We start from the raw sequence: 24,125 nt of genomic DNA, 5'->3' as shown, positions 1-24,125 counted from the left end.
AAAGAGGCTGTATTTGCTATTTAAAATAAACGGCCGGGAGAGCCACCTTCATGTTGCTCTCCCGACCTCCTTTCAAACGACTGATATAAACGAATGATATTATGAACCAGTACTCGGTTCCAAACCCTCTAAATAATCAATTGCTTCTTCCACCGTATCAATTGGAACAACTTCCATTTCTGCCCCGATTTCCTCCGCTTTTTCCAGGGCAATATGGTAATTTGAATGAGCATTTCCATTTTCATTCGGGGCAAAAAAAATGTCAATACCCTTATTATCAGTCGCTACTATTTTTTTATCCACGCCGCCAACCCGGTAAACATTGCCGTCATAATCAACTTCTCCGGTTCCTGCTATATCATATCCCTTCGTAATATCATCGTCTGTCAGCTGATTGTAGATTTCCAGGGAAAACATTAACCCAGCACTAGGACCACCGATTCTTCCGCTCGAGAAGCTTACTTCAGGATGTACCGTCACACCCCGGTCAGTAACAAGCTGAATACCAATACCCGGCCTGTCATCCAAATCACTTATAGATTCAAGTGTAATCGTTTCTTCCATTGTCTCTTCTTCCCGGATAAATTCTACTGTAATTGTTTCCTCTGCTTCCTTATCCTGAACGTAATTTATTAAATCATCCGCTTCAGTAATTTCTTCTCCGTCAATTCCAATAATGCGATCTCCCATTTGAAGTTTTCCCTCTGCCGGCATGCCATCCATTACAGAAACCACAAAAACCCCATTATATTCAATATTTATTTCTTCACCTGCCAGTTCATAAGCTACCACCGTAGAAGCCTGCTGTGAGCTTTCCATCATTTGCAGCTGTGCATGCATATATTCATCATCCGTAATTCCATCCGGCCTTACTTCCTCCAATGGTCTTATCTCATGATGCGGCAAAAACATAGCCCATATGTATTGAATGGGGGTTGCCTGTCCCCCACTAACAGTCACAAGGTGCATATCGCCTTCACCTATAAACCCATTATCCACTTCCACAATCGGATCCAATTCATCCGCTGCACCAGGTTTATATATATAATACGGCAAATTAAAAGCCGCTAAAAAATAAGCAACAATCACAATAATAACGAGCGTTAATATACGTTTCTTTTTAAATATCATGTATGAACTCCTTCCACTTCCGGCTGCCGCTAATGCTATAGAGCTGAAAAATCAGCCTGTATTATCCATGTCAATTGCATAAACCCGGTTTTTATTAGTAATGCAATACATCTCTTTAAGGGCAAACCTTATGGCCGTAATTTTATCTGTATTTTCAATTATAAATATTAGCTGTTTAAAAAAAGTGTATGGCATAAATATAGCATGTATGCGCGTATATTGTTAAAAGACCTACATGCTTGTACATAGGATTTTACCCGGGTTATTCATTTCATAAGCCAGAACCACAACAAAAATTATTCTATTATTATATCAGAGATAACAATCAAGAGCTAGCTAATCTCTATAGGAGGCTACAGCATTGGTACAAAAATCGAAATCCATTTTTTTAGCAGTATTTACCACTTTTTTCGCTTTCTGCCTGGTGTATTTTTCGGATCAGGCGTTCGAGGCGAGTATAAGGGGGTTAAATATATGGTGGGAGGTTGTATTTCCTTCATTGCTCCCATTCTTTATTACAGCAGAATTATTAATTGCATTTGGTGTAGTAAGATTTGTCGGTATATTATTTGAACCCATAATGAGACCGTTATTTAATGTACCTGGTGCTGGCAGTTTTGGTTGGATCATGGGTATGGCAAGCGGGTATCCGACCGGTGCAAAAATTGCTGCACTCCTGCGTGAGGACGGTCAGCTAACAAAGGTTGAAGCTGAAAGACTTGTTTCCTTTACGAATGCTTCCAGTCCTCTATTCATTGTTGGGGCTGTAGCCATCGGTTTTTTTCATGATGCACAGCTTGGTTTTTTATTGGCTGTTGCTCATTACACCGGTAATGCACTCGTAGGGATTTGTATGCGCTATTATAAAAGGAACGACAGAGAAAAAACTTTTCAGCGCACCGGGAAGGAGTCCGGCTCAAATTTATCCATTGTAAGAGCATTTCGGGAGATGCACCGTACCCGTATTCAGGATAAGCGTCCATTGGGAAAAGTTCTTGGAGATGCAGTAATTAATTCCATTCAGACACTTGTTATGATTGGCGGGTTTATTATTCTTTTTTCAGTCTTGACCAAGCTGTTCCATCTTGTTGGTGTATCCCCGATGATATCAGGAATACTTCAGCATGTTTTGGTTTTATTTTCACTGCCTGCTGAACTGGCTTCCCCTTTTTTCTCGGGCCTATTTGAAATAACTATAGGAGCGCAGATGATTTCACAGGTTTCCACCGACACACTGCTGCAAAAAGCTTTAATTGTCAGTTTCATATTAGGATTCAATGGTTTTTCTGTCCAGGCCCAGGTCGCCAGCATCTTGGCAAAAACAGACATCCAGTTTTCACCCTATTTTTTTGCCAGGTTTTTGCACGGAATATTCTCCAGTATGTTAACGCTGATATTATATTATCCTCTATACTTAAACAGGCAAACACTAGAGAGAGAGGATATCGAAGTTTCCCGGGAAGCAGGTACGAATATTTGGGTTGAAACGATAAATCAAATTTCACAAATCGGCCCGGCAGTTACGATCATCACACTTGGTACGGGTGCCATCATATTGTATCGAAGAACGTTGAAAAAAGATGCTGCTTAAGGCAACATCTTTTATTTATATTTTTCCTTTAATGCATTTTCAACTACTTCAGGCACCAGATCACTGACATTTCCGTGGTATCTTGCAACTTCTTTCACAATACTTGAGCTTAAGAAAGAATACTGGTTATTCGTCATCATGAAAAAAGTTTCTATTTCAGGATTAAGCTTTCTGTTCATGGAAGTGATTTGCATCTCATACTCGAAGTCACTAACTGCACGCAGACCACGAATGATCGCTTGTGCATTTTTGGATTCAGCATAATCTATTAGCAATCCGCTTGAAGTATCAACAGACACGTTTGGATACTCTTTGACACTTTCTTCAATAAGCTGTATACGTTCTTCCACCGTAAATATAGGATTTTTTGACTGATTTTTAAAAACTGCGACGATAACTTCATCGAAAATTTTCGATCCCCGTTTAATAATATCCAAATGTCCGTATGTTATCGGATCAAAGCTCCCGGGGCAGATGGCGAGTCCACTCAACTAATATCAATCCTTTCTATTCTATCTTTTCCTGGTATATGGTAACCCCTATGGTGTCCCCATAATTACTTTGCTTAAGGATGCTGTAATTATTAATTTGTTGCGGCAGTGTCAGGGAAATATCATGTTCACAATAAATAAAGCCATTTTTTTTAAGTAAAGCGCAACGGCTGATTTCTTGCAGCAGTTTTATCATGTCAACCTTCCCGTACGGCGGATCAAGCAAAATGAGGTCAAATTGCAACTCTCTCTTAGACAAAAGCTGTATGGCACGAAAGGCATCGTTTCGATATACCTCTGTCTGATCGGTTAGGCTGAGAGTTTTTACATTATCATGAATGGTATGTACCGCTTTTGATTGCTTGTCAATAAAAACAGCAAAGTCCATTCCCCTGCTTAGAGCTTCTATCCCTAAAGCCCCACTTCCGGCAAATAAATCAAGCACCTTGCCACCATGAAAAAACGGTCCCATCACTTGAAAAACAGCTTCTTTTACTTTATCTCCGGTAGGTCTTGTTGCCATACCTGAAACCGCTTTTAATTTCCTTCCTTTATGTATACCTGCAACAACACGCATACCTTCACCTCGAATTGAGACTATTCGACATTAATCCTACCATAAAAAACAAAGTTAAGAAATAGTGACTTCAAAACAAAGATAAATCAATATGTATAATTTTAATTTACTCGTCCATAATAACATAATGAAACGGCGAAAGTTTAATCAGCTGTTTCAAACTCGGAGAAGACTTACACTTCCCCATAAGTTCTTCCTCCGGTTTCTCCTCTCCCTTTGCCTTTTTGTTTTCGATGAGCGAAAACAAAAAGACCTGTAGAAGTTTTTCTACAGGTTTTTCTTTTGCCGAAAAAACCACCATGGACGCCAAAATGGATCCATGGTGGTTTTTTCATATAAGTATTTCCGGTTGAATATTTACATAGACGAATGATAGTCATATTGTTTGGCCTGATCAGGAATGGCATTATGAAAATCAGTCGCAACATAAGGCTTGTAAGACCGTTCCACTTTTGATACAAATGGAAGCTTTAACAGTTTTTCTTCCATTCTTTCGATATCTGAAGCATTTACGTAAATCACTGCGTATTTCATTTTTTTTGAGATATAAAGTAAATGTCCGTGCCGTTTAATTTGCTTTATGTTCTTTTTATGTTGAAACCAGACGATCAGTCCCTGTCTGTTTACCCTCATATATATAATCCTCATTTATAAATATATTTTATATTTGCTTTCGCCTTCCGCTGCATCAGGAAGCACACCCACAACTCCCGCCGCTTCCGCATCCGCAGCCGCTGTCGGTTAATGCTGCTCCGTCCTTGGGTGCCTTAATGTCTTGGCTGACACTTAAGGCGATATGGGAGCTGACTTCATCCAGAAGCTTTTGTATGTTCCGCTCTGCAACTTTAAAAGCTGCAACTTTTTCATTCATATCCATTTCCCGTTTAGCAGAACGTACAGTTTTCATAATCTGGTTATAATCCGGATGATAGCGGCCAAACCGCTGGACATCCTCATAGTCTTCTTTTATATTTATAAACGCTTTTATAAGCTGTTGAGCTTCCGTATCGTGATCCAGTAATTTCTTTGCTTCCTGATAGGCCTGCATATCTTCTGAATCCAATATCATCCTGGCAAGTGCCTCCGAATGATCCAATATATCTGCATACTCCAGTGTAGCAATCATCCCATTTAACACCTCCACCACTATCTTAACATGTAAAAGCCTTTCTGAGAATAATTAATCTTTCATTGCTTCGGCAAATTGCATAAGCATGCCCATCATTTGTACATGATTATTTACACGATCCATTCGTTGGGAAAATGTTTTTCCGTAAAATTTTTTTGCTTCTTTTTCTATTCCCCTTACCAATTCCGGCTCCCTTGCCAAGTAGCGGTACCATATCGGATTATAACGTACAAATTTGAGGAGGGATGGGTTGCTTTCTAAATATTGGTATGTGTTTTCATCCATGTTTCACCCTCCTTAATCCCGAGGCCAACGATAATGGTTTTGAGCAGTGTTTGAACCTTTGTTCTGCTGAAACTGACTCAATGCATCCTGAACAGTGGAAATCGTATTGCTTAATTGATGAACCTGTTTCTGAACCTTATCCATATCCATGTTTTCAGCCATTTTTACCAACTGGCTGAACAACTCTGTGTTCTTCTTTTTCGATTCCTCTTCATCCGTATTCTTTTCGTCAGGCTCACTGTCTTCTCCTTTAAAAGCATTCCAGTAGTCATCTTCTTCACCAAGCAATATCCACTTTTCATAATACTCCTGCCATGGCCGTCCTTTTTTTCTTAGATGTTCAATTAATTTTGGATGTCTATTAACAAACTCTTTAAATTCTTTCACAGATGGATGGAGTTTTTGATCGCCCAATTTACTCACCTCAAAAGCCATTCATTTTACTAATTATTTTATGCCGATGACCTATATACTGTGATTTTCAACTAAGCGATAAAACCATCATTTAAAACAAGAAGTATTTTGAACACAGTTTCTTCATCGCTGTTTAACCCCGTCACGAAAACTCTTCTTCCCAAATGGCGGAACACCTCACCTTTAGTGGGGACGCTGACTTACTACATTGGTTTTTGCAAAAAGTTTTGTGTGTAATAGAGCCGATAGACTCCCACACCAAGATGTGTATATTCGTCATTGAATAATGCTTCCCTGTGCCCTTCGCTATTTAACCAGCCTTCCATTGCAGAAGGTGCATCTGAATATTGTGCGGCGATATTCTCTCCTGCTGTCCGATAAAATAAGTTCAACTCGGACAACCGCTCTTTTAAACCGTCTCCATTTAAACTCGTATGAGAAAAATAATTGTTGTCGGCCATATCTTTGCTGTGGAAATAAGCTACCTCGCTGACATCGTCCTCCCAGCTTAATGCGGTTGAATTATGCCGTTTTCGAATCACATTTGTAATATCAAAAATCTGCTGCTCCATCCCTTTTTCGACCTCCTCCCATGCTTCTTCGGACAGATTGGGACTTTCGGGGAGGTTTCCACGGTATCGGAGTTCATACGGGCGGTGCCTTAGCAAAACATCGGCCGTTAACACTCTAATGGACGACAATTCATTCTTAAACGTGTCAAAATAGTTCTGTATAAATATATCGTCGTCTACTTTTACTAATGGGCGGGATTTTAAATCTTCATCATTCAAAATAAAGGTATAGGATGAAAAACTGCTGGTGTAGTCTACTTCATTACTGAACTGAAATTCCCCGCTTGCTGTATAGGCATCAACTGCAGAATCATATTCCTGACCGATATGTATCGGAGATAAATCCAGGTCTTCCCCTGTTGCATAAATGGTAACCACTTTATTTTCCAAAACGCCAAACTGCACATAACTATCATGTTGGTCCGTATACACCCACCAGGTGTAGCCGTAAGCACTCATATCTTTCCTGTCAGGTTCTCCAAAAGCTTCAGTCAGTGCTTCGGTATTACTTTTCATCCATTGGAATAAATCTCCTTCCAAAGGAAACTTCCTATCTATTTCAGGAGCAACTTTGGTTTCAAGTGTATGCTGTTTCCATGTTGCTTCCCTGACCAAATCCAATGCCTCTTCCTCTTTATACATTGTTTCGTATGTTAGGTAGAGACCAATTGACAAAACGAGTGCGGCTAAAGATAGATTTTTCACAAGACGCATAGAAGAAACTCCTTTGTACCTTTTTATTACACTATATGTTAAAGAGATAAAATACATGCTATTTTTTCTATTAATTTTGATATAATTATAGCATTTTTTAACAGCGGAAGGCTTTATATTTTGGTGGAGAAGTCCAATTTCATTCGTATACAGCAGCAACCCGAAATTTCTTGTCATATAATCCGGCAAAAATCTTAACCTTATCAATTGCAACTTCAAGCATTTCATACTATCATAGGTTAGTGAGGACAAATACGTGAGGTGGATAAAATGAGAATAGAAAATACAGGAATTGATGAGATTGTTATCGACCTGAAACCACTGGATCATATTACAGCTAAGCACGCTTTTATCCGGGCCGGTCAATGGGATTATGAAAGGGTTACGTACGACTATAGAATTGATTCAAAAGAGAAGAATATTACATATTATATACGGTTACAGGGTTATGCAGTTGAAGGTGACGTAGACCGACGCAATGCGGTAATTAAACTGATGACCCCGCTACTGGGAAAACACTATTATCCACATGGCGTGGAATACGGGGAAGAAGAAAATTTTCCGGAAAATCTCGTGGAACGGGCCAATAACCTGGTCGTTAAATTAAAAGAGGAAATTGAACAGCATCAAAAGTAAGAAGTGTAAACAGCCAGCTGCTTATATTTTAGCGGCTGGCTTTAAAAAATAAAAAATCGCCTTCATTCTTTTAACCATTTCTTCATATGTATGCTAAAACGGCACGATATTGCCCATTCAGTGTCACTTTTACTGTACAATGTTTTTAACCTCCACTCTAACTTGAAAGGGGTCACCATACTACTGTGTTTCGATCAATTACAAAAAGACAATGGACGCTTATTTTTCTCGGAATAATTGTGATCTTGGCTGCTATTTTTATTTTGCCAATTTCTATTCCTCTGGTATTAGCGCTTATTACTGCCTTAATCCTTAATCCACTTATAAGGCTCACGCAGCGAAAAACAAAAATAAACAGAAAACTATCTGTTATAATTGTTTTCACTCTTTTTTTAATGGTGGTTGCATTTATCGGAGCAACCGTAATTTCCAAAGCAGTTACAGAGGTAGTTAACCTTGTAGAGGACGTGCCTGCTTATGTCAATCAAATGAACCAAATCTACCAGACATGGGAAGAAGAGCTTCAGGGATTTACGGATGATTTACCCGCCGAATTTGTCGATGAAGTCACAAAAGGCATTGAATCAAATTTACATACATTAAGTGAAACGGTTAGGGAAAAAATTACACTTGATAATATTGCCCAGATCTTTGCAAAAATCCCCGAATATTTAATCAGTATTCTCGTTTACTTAATCGCGTTATTTTTATTCATGTTGGAATTACCGATACTTAAAACAAAAATGTATCAATTATTTACAAAAGAGACTGCAGAAAAAGTATCCTTTATGAATGCAAGATTAGCCAGTGTGTTTTTCGGCTTTTTCAAAGCTCAATTTTTAGTATCCATGATCATCTTTGCCGTAACATTAATAGGATTATTTATAATTATACCGGAAGTAGCTATTATTATGTCTCTCATTATTTGGGCAGTCGACTTAATCCCAATTATCGGTTCCATCATTGTTCTGGGGCCTTGGGCAGCTTATGCATTATTGGCCGGAGACACGGTTTTTGGTATTCAGCTTGCTGTATTGGCCATTGTATTGCTTGCGATCAGAAGAACTGTGGAGCCTAAAGTAATGGGAGAGCAAATTGGTTTAAGTCCGCTGGCAACCCTTATATCCATGTTTCTCGGATTGCAGCTTCTGGGGATATGGGGATTTATACTCGGTCCATTACTTGTCATTGTATTTACTTCTGCTAAGGAAGTCGGTATATTTAAATGGAATATAAAATTATAAGCAACTTTTCAACGCTTTTTACCTGTCTTTTTTTAAAAATACAATAAAAGGAAACAGCCAATAAATAGTAAAGGGTGAAGGCACGGCGCCTTCACCCTTTACTATTTATGTGCCAAATATCGCCCGGATAAGACTGGTCGTCTCCCCGCCATCATATAACACATACAGTAATAAATATACCATAATGCCTGTTATGGCAGTAAAAAACCAAATAATACTCGTAACCGGACCTATCTTTCTATGCCTGGAAATATTCCGCTTTATAGCCAGTCGAAGGGTGACCAGGCCAAAAACCGCACCGGTTGTTGCCAAAATGATATGGAAAACAAGAAATACCGTATAATATATTTCAAGTTCTTCCGGCCCGCCAAAGCTTGTATTTCCAACAAAAATAGTACGTGATACGTAAATGATAAAAAACAGCAATGCACTTACTGCCGCAGCCAGCATGACCTTTTTGTGGGCAGATCTTTTGTCTTTTGCTATACACCACCAGCCGACCGCAACTAAGATAGCACTTAAGAGAATAAAAAATGTACTGATTGTTGGTAAGAATGCCATAATATATACTGTTCCTTTCGTTTACAAATGCTCAAATTATCCCCCGTCTCCCGTATAGGCAAAAAATTTAAATGCCATATCATTATTAACATTGAAACTCTGCTGTAAACTATTTACCAATGCAAAGCTGAATCAGTATTAGCATCCGGCAATTAAATAAGTGAAAACATTACATGTTTTGTGGTTCTGGAGGTGCGGGGTCCACTTTGAGATTTTCTTTGGTAAACCACTTGAAAAACACACTGGCCAATATAATGCCATAGGTAATCTCCTGCAGGATTTTCATAATAATACCGCCCAGTTGCTGATCCGTCCGTGTATCCATTGGAGAAAACATCTCCGGACCGGAAATGGAAGGTGAGATTCCCTGCAGTACATCTCCCGGCACGCACAACGCCATTGCCTGCATCCATGCCCCTTCTGAACTATAAGTTAAATAAAGCGGGTCATTGGCAAATATAATTAATGCGCAAGCAGGCGTAATTAATACACCATTTGCAAATATATACAGTATTTTACCCAATGGTTTTATTCTGTCCAGCTCTTTAACCGGTGCCAGTATGGGAAGCCAAACAATAAAAGCTGCCACTAGAATTGTTAAAGAAACAGAAGTGTGAACCAGTTGTGATGTTTTCGAAAAATCATGTACTGCCGGTATGTGATATAAAGAAAATAAACTGTTGAACAATAATAACGAAACCACAGGTGTTGTTAGTACACGTAATACAGGTTTTATAAACGGTGCATACAAGACCTTTTTCCAAATCCAAACCGGAAGACCTTTAATGACCAAAATAGGAAATACAAGATAATAAATCGCCATTTGCGTCATATGGAAACTAAGCATAATATGCGACAATAAATCCACTGGAGCTCCTTTTACGGCATACAACAAAACCATTGCTGAATAAAATGATATCTGCTGCTTTATGGAAGGTTTGTCATCACCTCCAAATTTATGCCGGTAAGGTCCTGTCACAAGAAAATATAACAAGGCCAGCCCTGCCACAAATAAGAAAAAGTAAGGACTCCACAAAGCACGGAAACCGAAAATCTGTAATTCCAACCACATCTTTAAATCCTCCCGTTGCATCAACTCTTTCGTATGGATGCAGTGATTTACCGGTTATAAATATAAGAAGTAAAGTCAATTTCTTTCCAGTCAGTAACATGAAAAAGGGAGCCGTTTATACTGGGAAAAAAATAATATACATCAAGTATAACTGATAATTAAATAGTGAACTACTTTAAATTATGACAGTTTATAGACAAAATAAATTAGCGGGAAAGATGGGAATAATTAAGAAAAAGACTGGCTAAGCCAGTCTTTTTCTATTACCACCAGACGATCAGTACAAGCCCTGCAACTGTAAGAGCTGCCGCCCAGACACCGCCATAAATCATTACTGCTGGCATTTCATGGTCTTTATCTTTCATATGCATAAAGTAGTAAAATTGAAAGCCAACCTGTACTACGGCAAGGATTAAGATTAACGGTACAATAAACATTTGATCCATCACATCTGCTGCCACAGCAATAAATGCGATAATGGTAAAACCAATCATTAATGCAAAGCTAATGAACTGTTTCTTCATTTCATCTTTGTTCCTGCGTTTTCGAAACGAATCAACGTGATTGGTATTCGTGTTTTCTGTCATACATTAACCCACCCTTCCCATAAGATATACAACTGTAAAGATAAATACCCATACGACATCAATAAAGTGCCAGTATAAGCTGAACGTATAAAATTTAGGAGCATTGTATAAGTTTAGTCCCCGCTTTGCATTTCGTACCATTAGTGCGATCAACCAGGAAATACCAAAAACAACGTGACCTCCGTGAAATCCTACTAATGTGTAAAATGCAGATCCAAATGCAGATGATCGGAAAGTAAACCCATAATCAATGATATAGTGTGCAAACTCATAAATTTCCAGTGCCAGGAAGCTCAGCCCCAACAGTGCTGTAATTCCCAGCCATAACTGCATCTTTTTAAAATTATTGTTTTTCATATGGTACATGGCATAAACACTGGTTAAAGAACTGGTCAGGAGAATCATTGTCATTAAGAACACGAGTCCCAAACCGAATAGTTCTTCCGAAGACGGACCTCCTGCGGTTGAATTTCTCAACGCAAGATAAGTCCCGAAAAAACTTGCAAAAAGCACTGTCTCCCCGCCAAGGAAGAACCATAAACCAAAGAATTTGTTTCTGCCTTCAAGGGTGGCTTTTTCAGGTTCCTGCGGCATTGTTTCCGGATTTAAGGAATGATCGTGACTCATACTAGTCAGCCTCCCTTTCAAGTTCTTCTTTCTTAATATGGTAACCATGGTCATCTTTCAGGGAGCGGATCAGCATTGATAGTAGCGCAAGACCCATACCACCAAACAGCAGAATTAAATATCCTTTATGATCCACCTGAAAAATAAATCCAAACCCTGCAATTGTGAAACCTAAAGACATCAAGAATGGAAGGATGGTTGAATTAGGCATATGAATATCACCCAAAGGCTCTGCTGGAGTGATTTTCCCTTTCCCTTCCATTTTCTCCACCCATAAAGGGTCCAATCCGCGAACAAGCGGAGTTTGCTTAAAATTATAATAAGGAGGTGGAGATGCAAGTGACCATTCCAAAGTCCGGCCATCCCATGGATCACCCGGTGCCTGATCACCTTTTGCCCAGGAGTAGAATACGTTAATCAGGAATAAAATTACTGCCACAGTCATGAAAAACGCACCAATGGTACTTACCAGGTTTCCTGTATCCAGTCCCTGGTCCTCCAAAAATACCCAATAACGGCGCGGCATTCCCATCAGTCCCAGAAAATGCTGAACAAAGAATGTCAGATGGAAACCGATAAAGAATAACCAGAAAGTGATCTTACCCATACCTTCGTGCAGGATTCTGCCAAACATTTTTGGCCACCAGAAATGAAGTCCTGCAAGAATACCAAATACGGAACCACCTACTATAACGTAGTGGAAGTGTGCCACTACAAAGTATGTGTCATGGTACTGGTAGTCAGCAACAGCAGATGCGAGCATAACACCTGTCATACCACCAATAGTAAAGGATGGAATAAAACCTAGTGTCCAAAGCATAGCGGAATTGATCGTAATGCTTCCGCCCCACATCGTTGCCAGCCAGTTAAATATTTTTATACCGGTTGGTACTGCGATAGCCATCGTAGCAATAGCAAAAATAGAGTTTGCTACAGGTCCGAGACCTACTGTGAACATATGGTGTGCCCAAACCATAAATCCTAAAAAGGCAATCAGGATTGTAGCGAACACCATAGCGGTGTAACCAAATAATCTCTTCTTGGACAGTGTTGAAGTTATGTCACTGAACATACCAAATGCCGGCAGAATCAGAATATACACTTCCGGGTGACCGAAAATCCAGAATAAATGCTGCCAGATAACTGTATTCCCGCCAAGAGAAACATCGAAAAATGCGGAACCAAACATTCTGTCAAACATTAACAGGAACAGGTTCACTGTCAGTGCCGGGAAAGCAAATAGAATAAGCACACTTGTTATGAATGTAGCCCACGAAAACAGGGGCATACGCATATAGGTCATCCCCGGTGCCCGCATTGTAACAATCGTAGCTATAAAGTTTATTCCTCCCATTAATGTCCCTGCACCAGCAATTTGCAGTCCCAGAGCATAGAAGTCGACCCCATGTCCCGGCGATTGTATTGATAGTGGTGCATAGGAAGTCCATCCAGCATCAGGTGCACCGCCCATGAACCAACTGCAGTTAAGGAGAATACCCCCAAACATGAACAGCCAGAATCCAAGAGAATTCAAAAATGGAAATGCAACGTCACGAGCCCCGATTTGCAGAGGCATTACAGCGTTCATTAAAGCAAGGAATAATGGCATGGCCGCCAGGAATATCATGGTGGTACCATGCATCGTAATCATTTCATTGTACAAACCCGCACTGATAAAATCATTTTCAGGTTTGATTAATTGTATTCGGATAATCAGTGCTTCCAAGCCGCCAAGCAGGAAGAAAAAGCCGCCTCCATATAAGTAGAGATGTGCTATCTTTTTATGGTCAACCGTTGTTAAGTAATCCCATAAAACGGCCCAGAAGCCTTGTTTTTGAGTAGCTGCATTACTCAAATCCCAAACCTCCCTTTATCATCTTTCATCCCATTATTTATATACATCATTTATAAACCGCCTGCACTTTCAGGAGTAATTTCCGAGTGATCAAGCTGCAATAGGTATTCAGCTATACTGTCCGCTTCTTCTTCTGATAGAGCAGGATAGGTATCTGTCATTTGGTTTCCGGGCTTCAATGATTCAGGATCCATGAGCCAATCAACCAGATTTTCTTTTGTTGGCTCCAAATACCCGGCAATTCTTGACCGATTTGCAAAGTTTGTTAAATCAGGACCTACCGCTGAAGGGGAGGATCCGATGGCATGACAGCCCATGCAGTTATTTTGCTCAAACAAAGCTTTACCATCCTGAGCTACTGCATCCTGCGGTTCTTCATCAGCGTCAACATTTTGCATATCGCTTACCCACTGATCATAATCTTCAGGGTCTACTGCAATAACTTTAAAATCCATTAATGAATGCGACGGTCCGCAAAGCTCCGCACATTTACCCCAGTAAACACCTTCCTCGTATGCTTCCAGATACATCGTATTCACGTTCTCCGGGTTCACATCCATTTTTCCGGAAATACTTGGTACCCAGAAAGAGTGGATGACATCAGATGCCAGCAAATGAATATAAACTCTTTCTCCGACAGGAATATACATTTCCTGGCTTGTTGTAATTTCTTCATCGTCATATTCAAAATGCCACCAGTATTGGTGCCCGGTAACATCAATATTAATCCCTTCTCCGGAAGCACTCTCATCTGCCAGATCAAAAGTAGCAGCCACTGTCGGCACAGCAAGAACCAATACCAAAATGATCGGTATAATCGTCCATACAGTTTCCAGGGTTTTATTCCCTTCCACCTGTTTCGGTATGTAATCTTCCTGTCCTTTCTTTTTACGGAATCGTAATATGACAATTGCATAGACCACGATTACAACAAGAAATACAAAAACCATAATGACAGTTGAAAGAATGATTAAATCCATGGACTGTTCAGCACCATACCCTTTTGGTACAAGGGCGGTCAGGTTATCTCTGCCACAGCCGGCAAGAACAAGTGCCAATGAACTTAAAAGAATCAATGACTTGAATTTTCCCATCCAACCATTCATGTTTATACCTCTCTTTCTCTTTGTTGTTACCTTATATATTTGAATTTTTTCAGGATTACATCAACCAATTTTTAACCGACAGGTATTATCACTGTAAATACAATCAAGGTTAAAAAAGTTCAATGGATAGTTAAGTAAATAAACAAAAGTATATTTGCCCAATTTAAATCATTTTCTCCTAGAAAATCCGCTTATCCCTAAAATGAGCCGTCCTAAGTTTCGTATGACAATTATAATTACTGGCCGTTACACGTGAACCCAGTTAAATGGCAATGGGATCAGGCATGGAATATATATGACTGTTTGTGTTTTCGTCATATTAATAATACCGTGCTCTGACAGAAACATGGGAATGCCGGCTCTCCTGTAGTCCTCATTTTCCTTTTGTGTGCAAGGAAATGCGGGGTCTGTCATATGAACATCTGTATAAATCAAAATAAATGTTACAATATGAAACCCTGGCTCAAACGACTGTCCAGCCGATTAATGGCGGAACTGTTCCTTACAAGTTCCCATTTGCTTTGTTAACAATCAATGTACATCCTCTCTTTGACCCAATGATATACAGAACAATATTTACAAACCAACCCCAAAAGGCAAACAGTGCTGCTTGAAATCTGTTGATATGCAAGAGGATTAATCCCAGTACTGTGGTGCCTATTCCAAGTACCAATGCTGTATTGAGTGTTATATTGCCTATCACTGCAGGGTGTGTTTTTTGTTCATGATCGGTCAATATCTGCATCATATCAATTATTAACGATACATTCTGCCACAATGACCAGTGCACTTCCAGACATGGTTAAAAGAAAAAATGTCCCAGTTGGCTCCAAAGAATGAAACCCGTGAAATACAATGCCAGCCAGAACCCTATGAACACGGTAAGTAAATTGAAATTCAAAACCCAATTTTAAACGGTATATTTATAGGCAGCAGATCCACCAACAATCCCAGAAGGTGACTCCGCTTTTTCCATCTGTCTCTCCCCCCTTTACACTCCACATTCAAGGATTTACACAGCGGTATGCTATTATTTTTATTACAAGCATATAGGCTATGACCTTCATTTTAGCATGGAAATGAATCGTAATCTAACAAACTACACAGAATATTATTATAATACCAGTGGAAGAATGTAATTGTGACGTTTCGGTGAAAAAACGGATGTTAATTGAACTTAAAAGGTAATCAACCTTCCGCACAATTACAGCAATACCATGCAGTTTGGCTTTTTTTAATTTTTTTCTGTGAAGTGATAAATAACACAGCAAAAATCCTCTACATTATTTCTAGCAAACAAATGACAAACTTGCAAGCGTTTTTCACTTTTTGCATAGTGAAAATGATAATTAGTGACAAGTCTGTAACAATTGTGTGTCATTTATCACTTTTTTGGGCTATTTTATTGCAAAGTTAATGAAATACATGCTATTAATATTAGTATTGATAATTATCTTGTATTTATTACATAGAAGTGAGGCTATGTTATGTTAAAGACTTTAAAATGGTTGTCCGTCGTAACTACGATCGGAATGGTTTTTGTCTTAATCGGTGGAGCACTTGTGACTAAAACAGGTTCTGGTGAAGGTTGCGGTGATAGTTGGCCATTATGTGAAGGGCAATTGATTCCTTCCGTTATTACACCCGAATTAATTATTGAATTGAGCCACAGACTTGTCTCCGGAGTAGTTGGAATTACCGTTATTCTGCTTTCCATCTTGGCTTGGAAATATATAGGGCATATTAGGGAAGTAAAGTTTTTGGCGGTTATGTCCATCATCTTTTTAATATTACAGGCATTATTGGGAGCAGTTGTAGTCATGTGGGGACAGCCTGACTTTATACTGGCAGCGCACTTTGGGATATCGCTCGTTTCGTTTGCTGCTGTATTTATCTTGACACTGCTTATATTTGAAATCGATAAAAAGCTGGATACAAGCGGGCTGTTTATAAAAAAGAAACACCGTATTGAGATTTATGCCCTTTCTGTTTACACGATGGTTGTTGTCTATACAGGCGCTTTGGTACGTCATACGGATGCCAATCTCGTTTGCGGCGACTGGCCGTTCTGTAATAATGCAGCTCCTTTTGACTTTACGTCATACAGCATGGAACAATGGATCCAGATGGGACATCGTTTAATGGCAGGAATTCTCTTCCTTTGGACAATACTATTTTTCATCAGAGTGATGAAAAATTACCGTTCGCAAAAGGTTATGTATTATGGCTGGATGGCAGCACTGATACTTATTTCCCTGCAGGTGTTCTTCGGCGCCTTGATCATTTTTACATTATTAAACCTGGGTGTCGCTTTACTCCATGCACTGGTTATCACTTGCTATTTTGGTGTATTATGCTATTTCATCATGTTAGCTACAAGAAGTGCAAAAGCAGATGATCTGGAAGTGAAAAAAGCGGAAGGGTCTCCATTGGTAACAGTGGACTAAGCCTATATTAAAGCGCAAATTGCTATCTGCAATTTGCGCTTTTTTTAATCTCGTTTATGTTACGGCTTCTCATAGTCCTTTATGTCCCGATGGGCATTGGAAACCTGCGAAATAGTTCTCACATCGTCAGTTTATAGGTTGTTATACATTGCTTTTGTTATATGTTTTTATTCAAATTCTATAAGCAAGTCATCAACCATGATTGAATCACCACTGGAAACATGTATATCTTTAATAACACCGCTAAAAGGTGCTTGTACAGTTGTTTCCATCTTCATTGCTTCAGTAATCAGGATGTGGTCTCCTTTGCTTACTTTGTCCCCTTTTGCTGAAATTACATCAATGACAGTTCCCGGCATGGTTGCTCCAATATGTTTCTCATTTGTTTTGTCCACTTTTGGTCTGGTTACTAATTCTGATTTAATACTATCGTCTTTAATAACAACTTCACGTGATTGTCCGTTTAATTCAAAGTAAACAACTCTCGTCCCATCCGGCTGTGCTTCGGATATCGATATGAGCTTAACAATCAGTGTTTTCCCCTGCTCAATTTCCACCTCGATCTCTTCACCAAGCTTCATACCATAGAAGAAGGTAGGGGTATCCAATACCGAAACATCCCCATAAGTCTCATGAAACTTCTGGTAATCCATGAAAACTTTTGGATATAGCGCATGAGAGACCATATCAAAACTTGTTACCTGGCGATCCAGCGTCTTGAACAGGGATTCTTTTAATTGTGTAAAATCTACAGGTTCAAGCAATTCTCCGGGCCTTACTCTGATTGGCTCTTTTCCTTTCAGTATAATGCGCTGCAACTCCTGCGGGAATCCTTGATAAGGCTGGCCTATATACCCTTGTGCAAATTCAATGACAGAATCAGGAAAGTCAATGGATTCTCCACGTTCGTAAATGTCATCTTCTGTAAAGTTATTTTGCACCATAAATAAGGTCATATCACCTACAACCTTTGAAGACGGGGTAACTTTTACTACATCACCGAACATGTCATTAACTCTTCTGAACATTGACTTCACTTCATTCCAGCGATTTTCAAGCCCTACGGCTTTTGCCTGCTGCTTCAAATTACTATACTGGCCGCCCGGCATTTCATGTTGATAGATTTCCGTATGCGGGGCTTTCATACCACTTTCGAAGTCCTGGTAATATTCCCTGATGCCTTCCCAATAATGGGACAATTCTTCATAGGCATCTATATCTACTTTAGGCTGACGTCCGGTCCCCTCAAGCGCATGATATAGCGTTTGTGCAGCTGGTTGTGATGTTAATCCTGCCAGCGGTGCTGCGGCCACGTCAACTACATCCACCCCGGCATCGATGGCTCTGGCATAAAGGAACGTGCCGTTACCGCTTGTATCATGGGTATGCAGGTGGATAGGGAGATCGACCTCATCCTTTAAAGCGGAAATTAACTGATACGCTGCTTCAGGTTTCAGTAAACCTGCCATATCTTTAATTCCAAGAATATGTGCTCCGGCTTTCTCCAATTCCTTTGCCATCTTCAAGTAGTAATCCAGGTCATATTTGGAGCGTCCTTTATCCAGTATATCTCCCGTATAACAAATGGATGCTTCTGCAATTTTTTCTGCTTTTCTCACTTCTTCTATTGCCAGCTGCATGCCTTCAAGCCAATTTAAACTGTCAAATATCCGGAAAACATCAATTCCTGCACTTGCACTTTTGTCGACAAATTCTTTGATTACATTATCAGGGTAGTTTTTATACCCTACCGCATTACTTGCCCGCAATAGCATTTGTAACAGGAGGTTCGGCATTTTCTCACGCAAATTCAATAATCGATCCCACGGATCTTCCTTTAAGAATCGATATGCTACATCGAACGTGGCTCCTCCCCACATCTCCACGGAAAATAAATTTGGAAGCATTCTTGCAGTAGGTCCGGCAATCCGTTCTAAATCCTTAGTCCTGATTCTTGTTGCCAATAGTGACTGATGCGCATCGCGGAATGTTGTATCCGTCAACAGGACTTCTTTCTGTTCCTTCAGCCATTTAGCAAGACCATCGGGCCCTCTTTCCTCCAAAATTTGTTTCGTTCCAGCCGGAATATCTTCCAAAAGGTCTACATTGGGTACCTGTAATTTTGGAAAAGTCGGTTTTTCTTTTCTTGGCATGCCTTCCCCGCCGTTAATCGTGGTCTCGCCGATATAGGTCAGCATTTTCGTTCCCCGGTCTTTTCGCTTTGGAAACACGAATAATTCCGGAGTCTGGTCAATAAATGTAGTGTTATACGTACCTTGCAGGAACTGTTTATGCAAAATGACATTTTCCAGAAACGGGATATTTGTCTTAATCCCGCGTATTCTGAACTCCTTCAAGTTTCTGACCATCTTATGAGCTGCCTGTTCAAAAGTCAGTGCCCAGGTGGAAACTTTTACAAGCAGTGAATCGTAATGCGGGGATATTACTGCACCCTGATAACCATTACCTGCATCCAGCCGCACACCAAAACCGCCACCAGTACGATACGCCATGATTTTACCGGTATCCGGCATAAAGTTATTTAGTGGATCTTCCGTTGTTACACGGGATTGGATGGCGTATCCACTTACGTTTATTTCATCCTGTTGAGGGATGCCTACTGAATTGCTGTGCAAATCCTCACCTTGTGCCACTTTAATTTGTGTCTGGACAATATCCACCCCGGTGACCATTTCCGTGATGGTATGTTCCACTTGGACACGCGGGTTTACTTCGATAAAATAATATTCATCTTCAGTTACTAAGAATTCAACAGTACCTGCATTAATGTACTTCACATTTTCCATCAGCTTTACGGCCGCTTCACAGATTTCCGATCGGAGGTCCTCCGATAAAGATAGACTTGGGGCCACCTCTACGACTTTTTGATGCCTTCGCTGTACTGAACAGTCCCGCTCATACAAGTGAATAACATTGTCATGTGCATCACCGATAATCTGCACTTCAATATGCTTCGGGTTTTCGATTAATTTCTCCACATAAATCTCATCGTTGCCAAAAGCTGCTTTTGCCTCTGACTTAGCCCTTTCAAACGCGTCAGCCAGGTTGTTTTGGCTTCGGACAATTCGCATTCCGCGTCCGCCTCCGCCCAGGGAAGCTTTGATAATTATCGGATACCCATATTTTTCACCAAATGCCTGTACTTCTTCCACGGAAGAAACCGGTCCGTCAGTGCCGGGTATTACGGGCAGTCCTGCGTTTACAGCCTGCGTTCTTGCCTTCACCTTGTCCCCAAACATATTTAAGTGTTCACTTGTCGGACCAATAAAGATGATACCTTCTTCTTCACAACGCCTGGCAAATTCAATATTTTCGGACAAGAAACCATAACCCGGGTGAATCGCATCCACTCCTACATTTTTGGCAAGCTTAATAATGCCTTCGATGTCCAAGTATGCTTCAATCGGCTTCATTCCTTCACCGACCAGGTACGCTTCATCCGCTTTATAGCGGTGATAAGAACCGGAATCCTCTCTGGAATAAATGGCAACTGTTCTAATATTCAGTTCTGTACATGCTCGGAATACACGTATTGCAATTTCTCCTCTATTTGCTACCAGTACTTTTTCTATCTTTTTTGTTTCTGTCATGTTCTCCCTCCTGATTGTGCATAGAATTCTATTCAAAATTTGGTTTATTCGCCGGGTTTATATTTCTAACATCTAATTTCAACATTATTAAGCATTCCCATGGAAGGCAACCTTCCAAAATTCCCTTTGCATCCTCCCAGCTTTCCACACCCGGATGAGTGAAGGACCCAGAACTACGATAATACTTTGATCTAAAAAGCCGACACTGTTTATCACAGGGCAATAGAAGAAAATGAATCTGTTAAATAAAGCCTGTCTTCGTCCGGGGACCGGCAGGCATCCTACATTGGGGTTTCATATTCGGTCCACCGGCAACAAGCAGGGCGATTCGTGCAGAATTACGGATCCACAAACCAGCATATTGTCTTATTACCGCAGTTTCGAATAACAATACACCAACTAATCATAATTTGCCAATTAAAACGTTCATTTTTGTAAGATTTCGATAATATTCACACGAGGAAAAGCCGCTAAAACAAACCCGGCATGTATTGTAAAACAACTGTATTACCTGCAGAGGAAAAATATACTTCCATTCCCTTTCTAACGCGTTCTCCAACTCCTTGCCAATCCATCTTTTTTCTCTGTGCCAGCTCCAGATGAAAAAAGATTTATATTAGTATAACACATTAATGTATTAGTGTGGCATTTTTTGTGGTGAAGTTTTAAAATTGTCATACATTCTCACCTGCATCAGCCGGCTCTTGAAGGGTTGGTGCTCGTACACCAGAGGACAATACCTGTTAATTTGCCGATATATATTTCTAGCTTCAACCTATATGTACATAAACAAAAAAACTTTGCCATAATCGATGCAAGCAAAGTTTTTGCCGACAGTTGCAATAAAGTACTCACCCAAAGGTTATACTGTATTTTGAGCGGCTTCATGTAGAATATTCAGCTGCTTTTCCAAATTTTCAAGCAATGCTTTTCCTTCGTCTTCACTGATCAAGTCCAAACGTACTGCAAAGTCAATTTCCTTTGAAAGTCCATACATTTGCGTATCAAGGACCTCCTCATATAAAGGGCACTGCGGCATTGTCAGATTATCTATTTGAACTTCTATCAACCGTAAAATTTTTTCAGCATCAGCCTTTAGAAGGGCATAGGCTTTTTCACGATAAGTCATAGTCGCCTCCGGCATCAATATGATCCCTCCATTAAAAAGCTATCTTCTATAATATATTATCGTCTGTTTAAAAAAAATGCAAATAAAATCACAAATTTAAGGAGATGCAGATAATCGGAATAGGTTACAGAATTACCCATCACTTGTTTAATTGCCTGCTGATCAGGTTGAGAAACATTTATGCTTTCTTCACTGAAGTATGTCTGCTATTCTTAATAAAGATAAATTTATAAGGGGTGGAGTAAATGATTGTGCCAATTACAGGCAATGTTACATATCCAATTACATTAGATCCAACGGTGTGGATTTTTGATGATCGAAAAATTGAATTTGATCAGGCTTTTAATCATAGTGAAAAAGAAAAGGAAAACGATGAGCTGGAAAATGCTTCGGAAAGGTTTAATCGTGAAGTATATCATCAATCGGCCAAACCTCCGGTAAACAGAAGCATTAAGAAGTTTGAAAGGGAGAAAATACTGAAAAGCACCTATGTCATTCCACTCAATGATTTTCTTGAAAATGCCGAAGTGAAACCGGAGGCAAAGAGTGTTACACTGGTCACGGGCAAAGTAAATGTCAGCATCTCTCTGGATAAGCTTAGACAAAGTTATTTTCTGTTTGCAAAGGATGGGAAACCATTAAAGGAAGATGGGCCGGTTCATTTGTATTTTCAGGACGGTTCCAATAAAGATAAACCTATTAAAAACATTACAAAAATCATTGTTGAATAAAAGATTATATACCTGCGGGGGTCGAAGTATTTTTTCTTCTTCCCTCGCTTTCTTAAAGTAATTGAAGTTCCCCACCCTTTTTGACTTTTCTTCCATTTCTCCAGCTTTAATTATTTTGTATAATTTCATTTTAATTATACAAAATAATAGTAACATCATATTCGTTAAAAGCGACCATTTGGAGGAATGCGAAATGAGGATTCGACAATTAACCATCTTGACTGCAGTTATACTCTTTATTTCAGGGTGCCAGCAAAATAATGAAGAGCCATTGGCGAATGAAGAACAGAATCAGAGTGATCGTATTATACAGGTAAGGGATTCGGATCCGGTTGAACGGGAGGAATTAACAAATGGAGAGATTGCAGATCATCTTGCAAATGTAGCAAGTGAAGTGCCTGAAGTTAATAATGCTGCCTCCGTCGTTGCAGGACCATACACAGTAGTGGGAATAGATGTGGATAAGGATCTTGATCGTTCAAGAGTTGGAACGATCAAATATTCTGTACAGGAAGCACTTTATCATGATCCATATGGAAAAACTGCAGTAGTTGTAGCTGATGCAGATGTTACGGAAAGAATCAGGGGAATGGGAGACAAAATACAGCAGGGGCACCCGGTTCGTGGAATAGTGGATGAACTCGCAGCCATTGTCGGAAGATATATGCCTGAATTTCCAATTAATCAAGACCCACCGGAAGAGCCTGATCAAAATAAACAGGTAGTTCCAGAGGAAAATGAAGACAAAATGGAAGAACTGGAAGAGGAGCATTCCCATCAACAAAGTAATCGGGAAGATTAATTTCACCCATGCTTGAATTAAATAAAGTCTCCCCGGCAAAACTTTGCTATTCCGAAAAATAACGGTTTCCAGCCACATAGCCGGAAACCGTTTTTATTGCTGTAATTCAGCTTCTTTATTTTCATCCTTATATTCATTATAGTATTGTACTCCAAATTGTGAACCTTCAGAGACCATTTTCGCATTTTCCAGCTGAGCCAAATCCTTATTTCCCGACTGATCCGGTACGCCGGCATCTTCAAAAGTCGAATCCGAGGACCCATTTCTGAACTCGGTGAATTTTTTTTGCATAGTTTTTGCCTGTTCCACTAATTTTTCCCTATTTTCCTTATCTTTAAGGTAATAGCCTGCTGCCGTAGCACCGATTGCCCCCGCTGCCCCGACTGCAGAAAAAATGTAACGTTTTCTCATAAACGTAAACCACCTTTCCCTTGTATTTATCAATATTTATATTCCCCAAAGATTTTTAAATAAAACATGGGAAAGGCTTCTTTCACCTGCCCTTTTTATGTTAAACTTTAATATATTGCAATAATGATTATGGAAGCCATTATAGCTAGAGGGTGAACTTATGAAAGTAACATGTCCGCTATGTGATAAAACAGACGAGCTGGATGATAATTCCTTCCAGGCAAAACGGTTAAGAAACCGGAGAAAGCATATGTATTTATGCAAGGATTGTCATGAACGAATTGAACTAAAAACCAAGGAAAGACATGCAACAGGAAATTTTCAATTATACAGAGTAAAAAAGAAGTCCGATGATTTAATCTAAAAAGAAAGGCTGTGAAAAATGGGACCCTCCCTTATTTC

The 24,125-nt window shown here is 39.7% G+C and carries 24 protein-coding genes; 7 read left to right on the top strand and 17 right to left on the bottom strand.

Translation table 11 applies throughout. The annotated features are described in order from the left end of the window. Window positions 1-99: 99 nt before the first annotated feature. Entirely contained in the window at window positions 100-1,131 is a 1,032-nt protein-coding gene (locus tag ACZ42C_RS02550; protein ID WP_461182328.1) for a SepM family pheromone-processing serine protease, read from the bottom strand. Window positions 1,132-1,492: 361 nt separating this feature from the next. Between ACZ42C_RS02550 and ylbJ the strand changes: the two genes are divergently transcribed. Continuing rightward, complete coding sequence (gene ylbJ / locus ACZ42C_RS02545; protein WP_461182329.1) at window positions 1,493-2,722, top strand: sporulation integral membrane protein YlbJ; 1,230 nt, start codon at window positions 1,493-1,495, stop codon at window positions 2,720-2,722. A gap of 11 nt (window positions 2,723-2,733) precedes the next feature. Here ylbJ and coaD read toward each other — a convergent pair whose 3' ends face one another. The 7 genes from coaD to ACZ42C_RS02510 all read right to left on the bottom strand — a co-directional run bounded on the left by coaD (window position 2,734) and on the right by ACZ42C_RS02510 (window position 6,904). Then, window positions 2,734-3,213 (bottom strand): pantetheine-phosphate adenylyltransferase, encoded by a 480-nt coding sequence (gene coaD / locus ACZ42C_RS02540; protein ID WP_461182330.1) that lies wholly within the window; start codon window positions 3,211-3,213, stop codon window positions 2,734-2,736. 16 nt (window positions 3,214-3,229) lie between these two features. Then, the gene (gene rsmD, locus ACZ42C_RS02535; protein WP_461182331.1) at window positions 3,230-3,790 is read right to left on the bottom strand and encodes a 16S rRNA (guanine(966)-N(2))-methyltransferase RsmD; all 561 of its coding nucleotides are present in this window, start codon (window positions 3,788-3,790) and stop codon (window positions 3,230-3,232) included. A 357-nt stretch (window positions 3,791-4,147) separates the two neighbouring features. Next, window positions 4,148-4,423 (bottom strand): YlbG family protein, encoded by a 276-nt coding sequence (locus ACZ42C_RS02530; protein ID WP_461182332.1) that lies wholly within the window; start codon window positions 4,421-4,423, stop codon window positions 4,148-4,150. 55 nt (window positions 4,424-4,478) lie between these two features. Beyond that, complete coding sequence (locus ACZ42C_RS02525) at window positions 4,479-4,916, bottom strand: YlbF/YmcA family competence regulator (protein WP_461182333.1); 438 nt, start codon at window positions 4,914-4,916, stop codon at window positions 4,479-4,481. Between the two features lie 54 nt (window positions 4,917-4,970). Next, window positions 4,971-5,204: a YlbE-like family protein gene (locus ACZ42C_RS02520; protein ID WP_461182334.1), complete on the bottom strand. Its 234-nt coding sequence runs from the start codon at window positions 5,202-5,204 to the stop codon at window positions 4,971-4,973. A 12-nt stretch (window positions 5,205-5,216) separates the two neighbouring features. Beyond that, a complete protein-coding gene (ylbD, locus tag ACZ42C_RS02515; RefSeq protein ID WP_464891359.1) occupies window positions 5,217-5,627 on the bottom strand; it encodes a spore coat protein YlbD in 411 nt (136 codons plus the stop codon). A 194-nt stretch (window positions 5,628-5,821) separates the two neighbouring features. Then, entirely contained in the window at window positions 5,822-6,904 is a 1,083-nt protein-coding gene (locus tag ACZ42C_RS02510) for a CAP domain-containing protein (RefSeq protein ID WP_461182336.1), read from the bottom strand. Window positions 6,905-7,174: 270 nt separating this feature from the next. On the opposite strand from ACZ42C_RS02510, the gene ACZ42C_RS02505 reads away from it, so the two are divergent. Both ACZ42C_RS02505 and ytvI read left to right on the top strand, forming a co-directional pair. Next, complete coding sequence (locus ACZ42C_RS02505) at window positions 7,175-7,540, top strand: YugN family protein (protein ID WP_461182337.1); 366 nt, start codon at window positions 7,175-7,177, stop codon at window positions 7,538-7,540. A 185-nt stretch (window positions 7,541-7,725) separates the two neighbouring features. Beyond that, complete coding sequence (ytvI, locus tag ACZ42C_RS02500; RefSeq protein ID WP_461182338.1) at window positions 7,726-8,784, top strand: sporulation integral membrane protein YtvI; 1,059 nt, start codon at window positions 7,726-7,728, stop codon at window positions 8,782-8,784. A gap of 105 nt (window positions 8,785-8,889) precedes the next feature. Here ytvI and ACZ42C_RS02495 read toward each other — a convergent pair whose 3' ends face one another. From ACZ42C_RS02495 to coxB, 6 genes are all read right to left on the bottom strand, one after another. Next, a complete protein-coding gene (locus ACZ42C_RS02495; protein WP_461182339.1) occupies window positions 8,890-9,345 on the bottom strand; it encodes a DUF420 domain-containing protein in 456 nt (151 codons plus the stop codon). A 169-nt stretch (window positions 9,346-9,514) separates the two neighbouring features. Next, entirely contained in the window at window positions 9,515-10,417 is a 903-nt protein-coding gene (gene ctaG, locus ACZ42C_RS02490; protein WP_461182340.1) for a cytochrome c oxidase assembly factor CtaG, read from the bottom strand. 263 nt (window positions 10,418-10,680) lie between these two features. Next, the gene (gene ctaF, locus ACZ42C_RS02485; RefSeq protein ID WP_461182341.1) at window positions 10,681-11,004 is read right to left on the bottom strand and encodes a cytochrome c oxidase subunit IVB; all 324 of its coding nucleotides are present in this window, start codon (window positions 11,002-11,004) and stop codon (window positions 10,681-10,683) included. A gap of 3 nt (window positions 11,005-11,007) precedes the next feature. Continuing rightward, window positions 11,008-11,631, bottom strand: coding sequence for a cytochrome (ubi)quinol oxidase subunit III (locus ACZ42C_RS02480; protein WP_461182342.1), 624 nt, complete (start codon window positions 11,629-11,631; stop codon window positions 11,008-11,010). 1 nt (window position 11,632) lies between these two features. Next, window positions 11,633-13,486, bottom strand: coding sequence for a cytochrome c oxidase subunit I (ctaD, locus tag ACZ42C_RS02475; RefSeq protein ID WP_461182343.1), 1,854 nt, complete (start codon window positions 13,484-13,486; stop codon window positions 11,633-11,635). Window positions 13,487-13,536: 50 nt separating this feature from the next. Continuing rightward, on the bottom strand, window positions 13,537-14,592 hold the full coding sequence (gene coxB / locus ACZ42C_RS02470; protein ID WP_461182344.1) for a cytochrome c oxidase subunit II: 1,056 nt from the start codon (window positions 14,590-14,592) through the stop codon (window positions 13,537-13,539). Window positions 14,593-16,079: 1,487 nt separating this feature from the next. On the opposite strand from coxB, the gene ACZ42C_RS02465 reads away from it, so the two are divergent. Then, a complete protein-coding gene (locus ACZ42C_RS02465) occupies window positions 16,080-17,039 on the top strand; it encodes a COX15/CtaA family protein (protein ID WP_461182345.1) in 960 nt (319 codons plus the stop codon). 167 nt (window positions 17,040-17,206) lie between these two features. Here the strand turns inward: ACZ42C_RS02465 and pyc are convergent, their stop codons facing one another. Both pyc and ACZ42C_RS02455 read right to left on the bottom strand, forming a co-directional pair. Further along, complete coding sequence (gene pyc, locus ACZ42C_RS02460) at window positions 17,207-20,650, bottom strand: pyruvate carboxylase (protein ID WP_461182346.1); 3,444 nt, start codon at window positions 20,648-20,650, stop codon at window positions 17,207-17,209. Window positions 20,651-21,512: 862 nt separating this feature from the next. Then, window positions 21,513-21,794: a DUF1507 family protein gene (locus ACZ42C_RS02455; protein ID WP_461182347.1), complete on the bottom strand. Its 282-nt coding sequence runs from the start codon at window positions 21,792-21,794 to the stop codon at window positions 21,513-21,515. A gap of 230 nt (window positions 21,795-22,024) precedes the next feature. On the opposite strand from ACZ42C_RS02455, the gene ACZ42C_RS02450 reads away from it, so the two are divergent. Further along, a complete protein-coding gene (locus ACZ42C_RS02450; RefSeq protein WP_461182348.1) occupies window positions 22,025-22,510 on the top strand; it encodes a hypothetical protein in 486 nt (161 codons plus the stop codon). Between the two features lie 193 nt (window positions 22,511-22,703). After that, window positions 22,704-23,312 (top strand): YhcN/YlaJ family sporulation lipoprotein, encoded by a 609-nt coding sequence (locus ACZ42C_RS02445; protein ID WP_461182349.1) that lies wholly within the window; start codon window positions 22,704-22,706, stop codon window positions 23,310-23,312. Window positions 23,313-23,405: 93 nt separating this feature from the next. Here the strand turns inward: ACZ42C_RS02445 and ACZ42C_RS02440 are convergent, their stop codons facing one another. Continuing rightward, window positions 23,406-23,723, bottom strand: coding sequence for a hypothetical protein (locus ACZ42C_RS02440; RefSeq protein ID WP_461182350.1), 318 nt, complete (start codon window positions 23,721-23,723; stop codon window positions 23,406-23,408). 160 nt (window positions 23,724-23,883) lie between these two features. Here ACZ42C_RS02440 and ACZ42C_RS02435 point away from each other — a divergent pair, with 160 nt between their 5' ends. Next, the gene (locus ACZ42C_RS02435) at window positions 23,884-24,087 is read left to right on the top strand and encodes a YlaI family protein (protein WP_461182351.1); all 204 of its coding nucleotides are present in this window, start codon (window positions 23,884-23,886) and stop codon (window positions 24,085-24,087) included. The last annotated feature ends 38 nt before the right edge of the window (window positions 24,088-24,125 follow it).

Source organism: Virgibacillus kimchii (assembly GCF_055379185.1).
The sequence above is the reverse complement of the archived record's forward strand: the minus strand, read 5'-3'. Positions and strand labels throughout refer to the sequence as shown.

What these genes read in the sequence shown, in the direction of transcription:
- ACZ42C_RS02550 (WP_461182328.1), bottom strand. Translation starts at nt 1,131, where the DNA reads ATGATATTTAAAAAGAAACGTATATTAACGCTCGTTATTATTGTGATT.
- rsmD (WP_461182331.1), bottom strand. Translation starts at nt 3,790, where the DNA reads ATGCGTGTTGTTGCAGGTATACATAAAGGAAGGAAATTAAAAGCGGTT.
- ACZ42C_RS02530 (WP_461182332.1), bottom strand. Translation starts at nt 4,423, where the DNA reads ATGAGGGTAAACAGACAGGGACTGATCGTCTGGTTTCAACATAAAAAG.
- ACZ42C_RS02525 (WP_461182333.1), bottom strand. Translation starts at nt 4,916, where the DNA reads ATGATTGCTACACTGGAGTATGCAGATATATTGGATCATTCGGAGGCA.
- ACZ42C_RS02520 (WP_461182334.1), bottom strand. Translation starts at nt 5,204, where the DNA reads ATGGATGAAAACACATACCAATATTTAGAAAGCAACCCATCCCTCCTC.
- ACZ42C_RS02510 (WP_461182336.1), bottom strand. Translation starts at nt 6,904, where the DNA reads ATGCGTCTTGTGAAAAATCTATCTTTAGCCGCACTCGTTTTGTCAATT.
- ACZ42C_RS02505 (WP_461182337.1), top strand. Translation starts at nt 7,175, where the DNA reads ATGAGAATAGAAAATACAGGAATTGATGAGATTGTTATCGACCTGAAA.
- ACZ42C_RS02495 (WP_461182339.1), bottom strand. Translation starts at nt 9,345, where the DNA reads ATGGCATTCTTACCAACAATCAGTACATTTTTTATTCTCTTAAGTGCT.
- ctaG (WP_461182340.1), bottom strand. Translation starts at nt 10,417, where the DNA reads ATGTGGTTGGAATTACAGATTTTCGGTTTCCGTGCTTTGTGGAGTCCT.
- ctaF (WP_461182341.1), bottom strand. Translation starts at nt 11,004, where the DNA reads ATGACAGAAAACACGAATACCAATCACGTTGATTCGTTTCGAAAACGC.
- ACZ42C_RS02480 (WP_461182342.1), bottom strand. Translation starts at nt 11,631, where the DNA reads ATGAGTCACGATCATTCCTTAAATCCGGAAACAATGCCGCAGGAACCT.
- coxB (WP_461182344.1), bottom strand. Translation starts at nt 14,592, where the DNA reads ATGAATGGTTGGATGGGAAAATTCAAGTCATTGATTCTTTTAAGTTCA.
- ACZ42C_RS02465 (WP_461182345.1), top strand. Translation starts at nt 16,080, where the DNA reads ATGTTAAAGACTTTAAAATGGTTGTCCGTCGTAACTACGATCGGAATG.
- pyc (WP_461182346.1), bottom strand. Translation starts at nt 20,650, where the DNA reads ATGACAGAAACAAAAAAGATAGAAAAAGTACTGGTAGCAAATAGAGGA.
- ACZ42C_RS02455 (WP_461182347.1), bottom strand. Translation starts at nt 21,794, where the DNA reads ATGCCGGAGGCGACTATGACTTATCGTGAAAAAGCCTATGCCCTTCTA.
- ACZ42C_RS02450 (WP_461182348.1), top strand. Translation starts at nt 22,025, where the DNA reads ATGATTGTGCCAATTACAGGCAATGTTACATATCCAATTACATTAGAT.
- ACZ42C_RS02445 (WP_461182349.1), top strand. Translation starts at nt 22,704, where the DNA reads ATGAGGATTCGACAATTAACCATCTTGACTGCAGTTATACTCTTTATT.
- ACZ42C_RS02440 (WP_461182350.1), bottom strand. Translation starts at nt 23,723, where the DNA reads ATGAGAAAACGTTACATTTTTTCTGCAGTCGGGGCAGCGGGGGCAATC.
- ACZ42C_RS02435 (WP_461182351.1), top strand. Translation starts at nt 23,884, where the DNA reads ATGAAAGTAACATGTCCGCTATGTGATAAAACAGACGAGCTGGATGAT.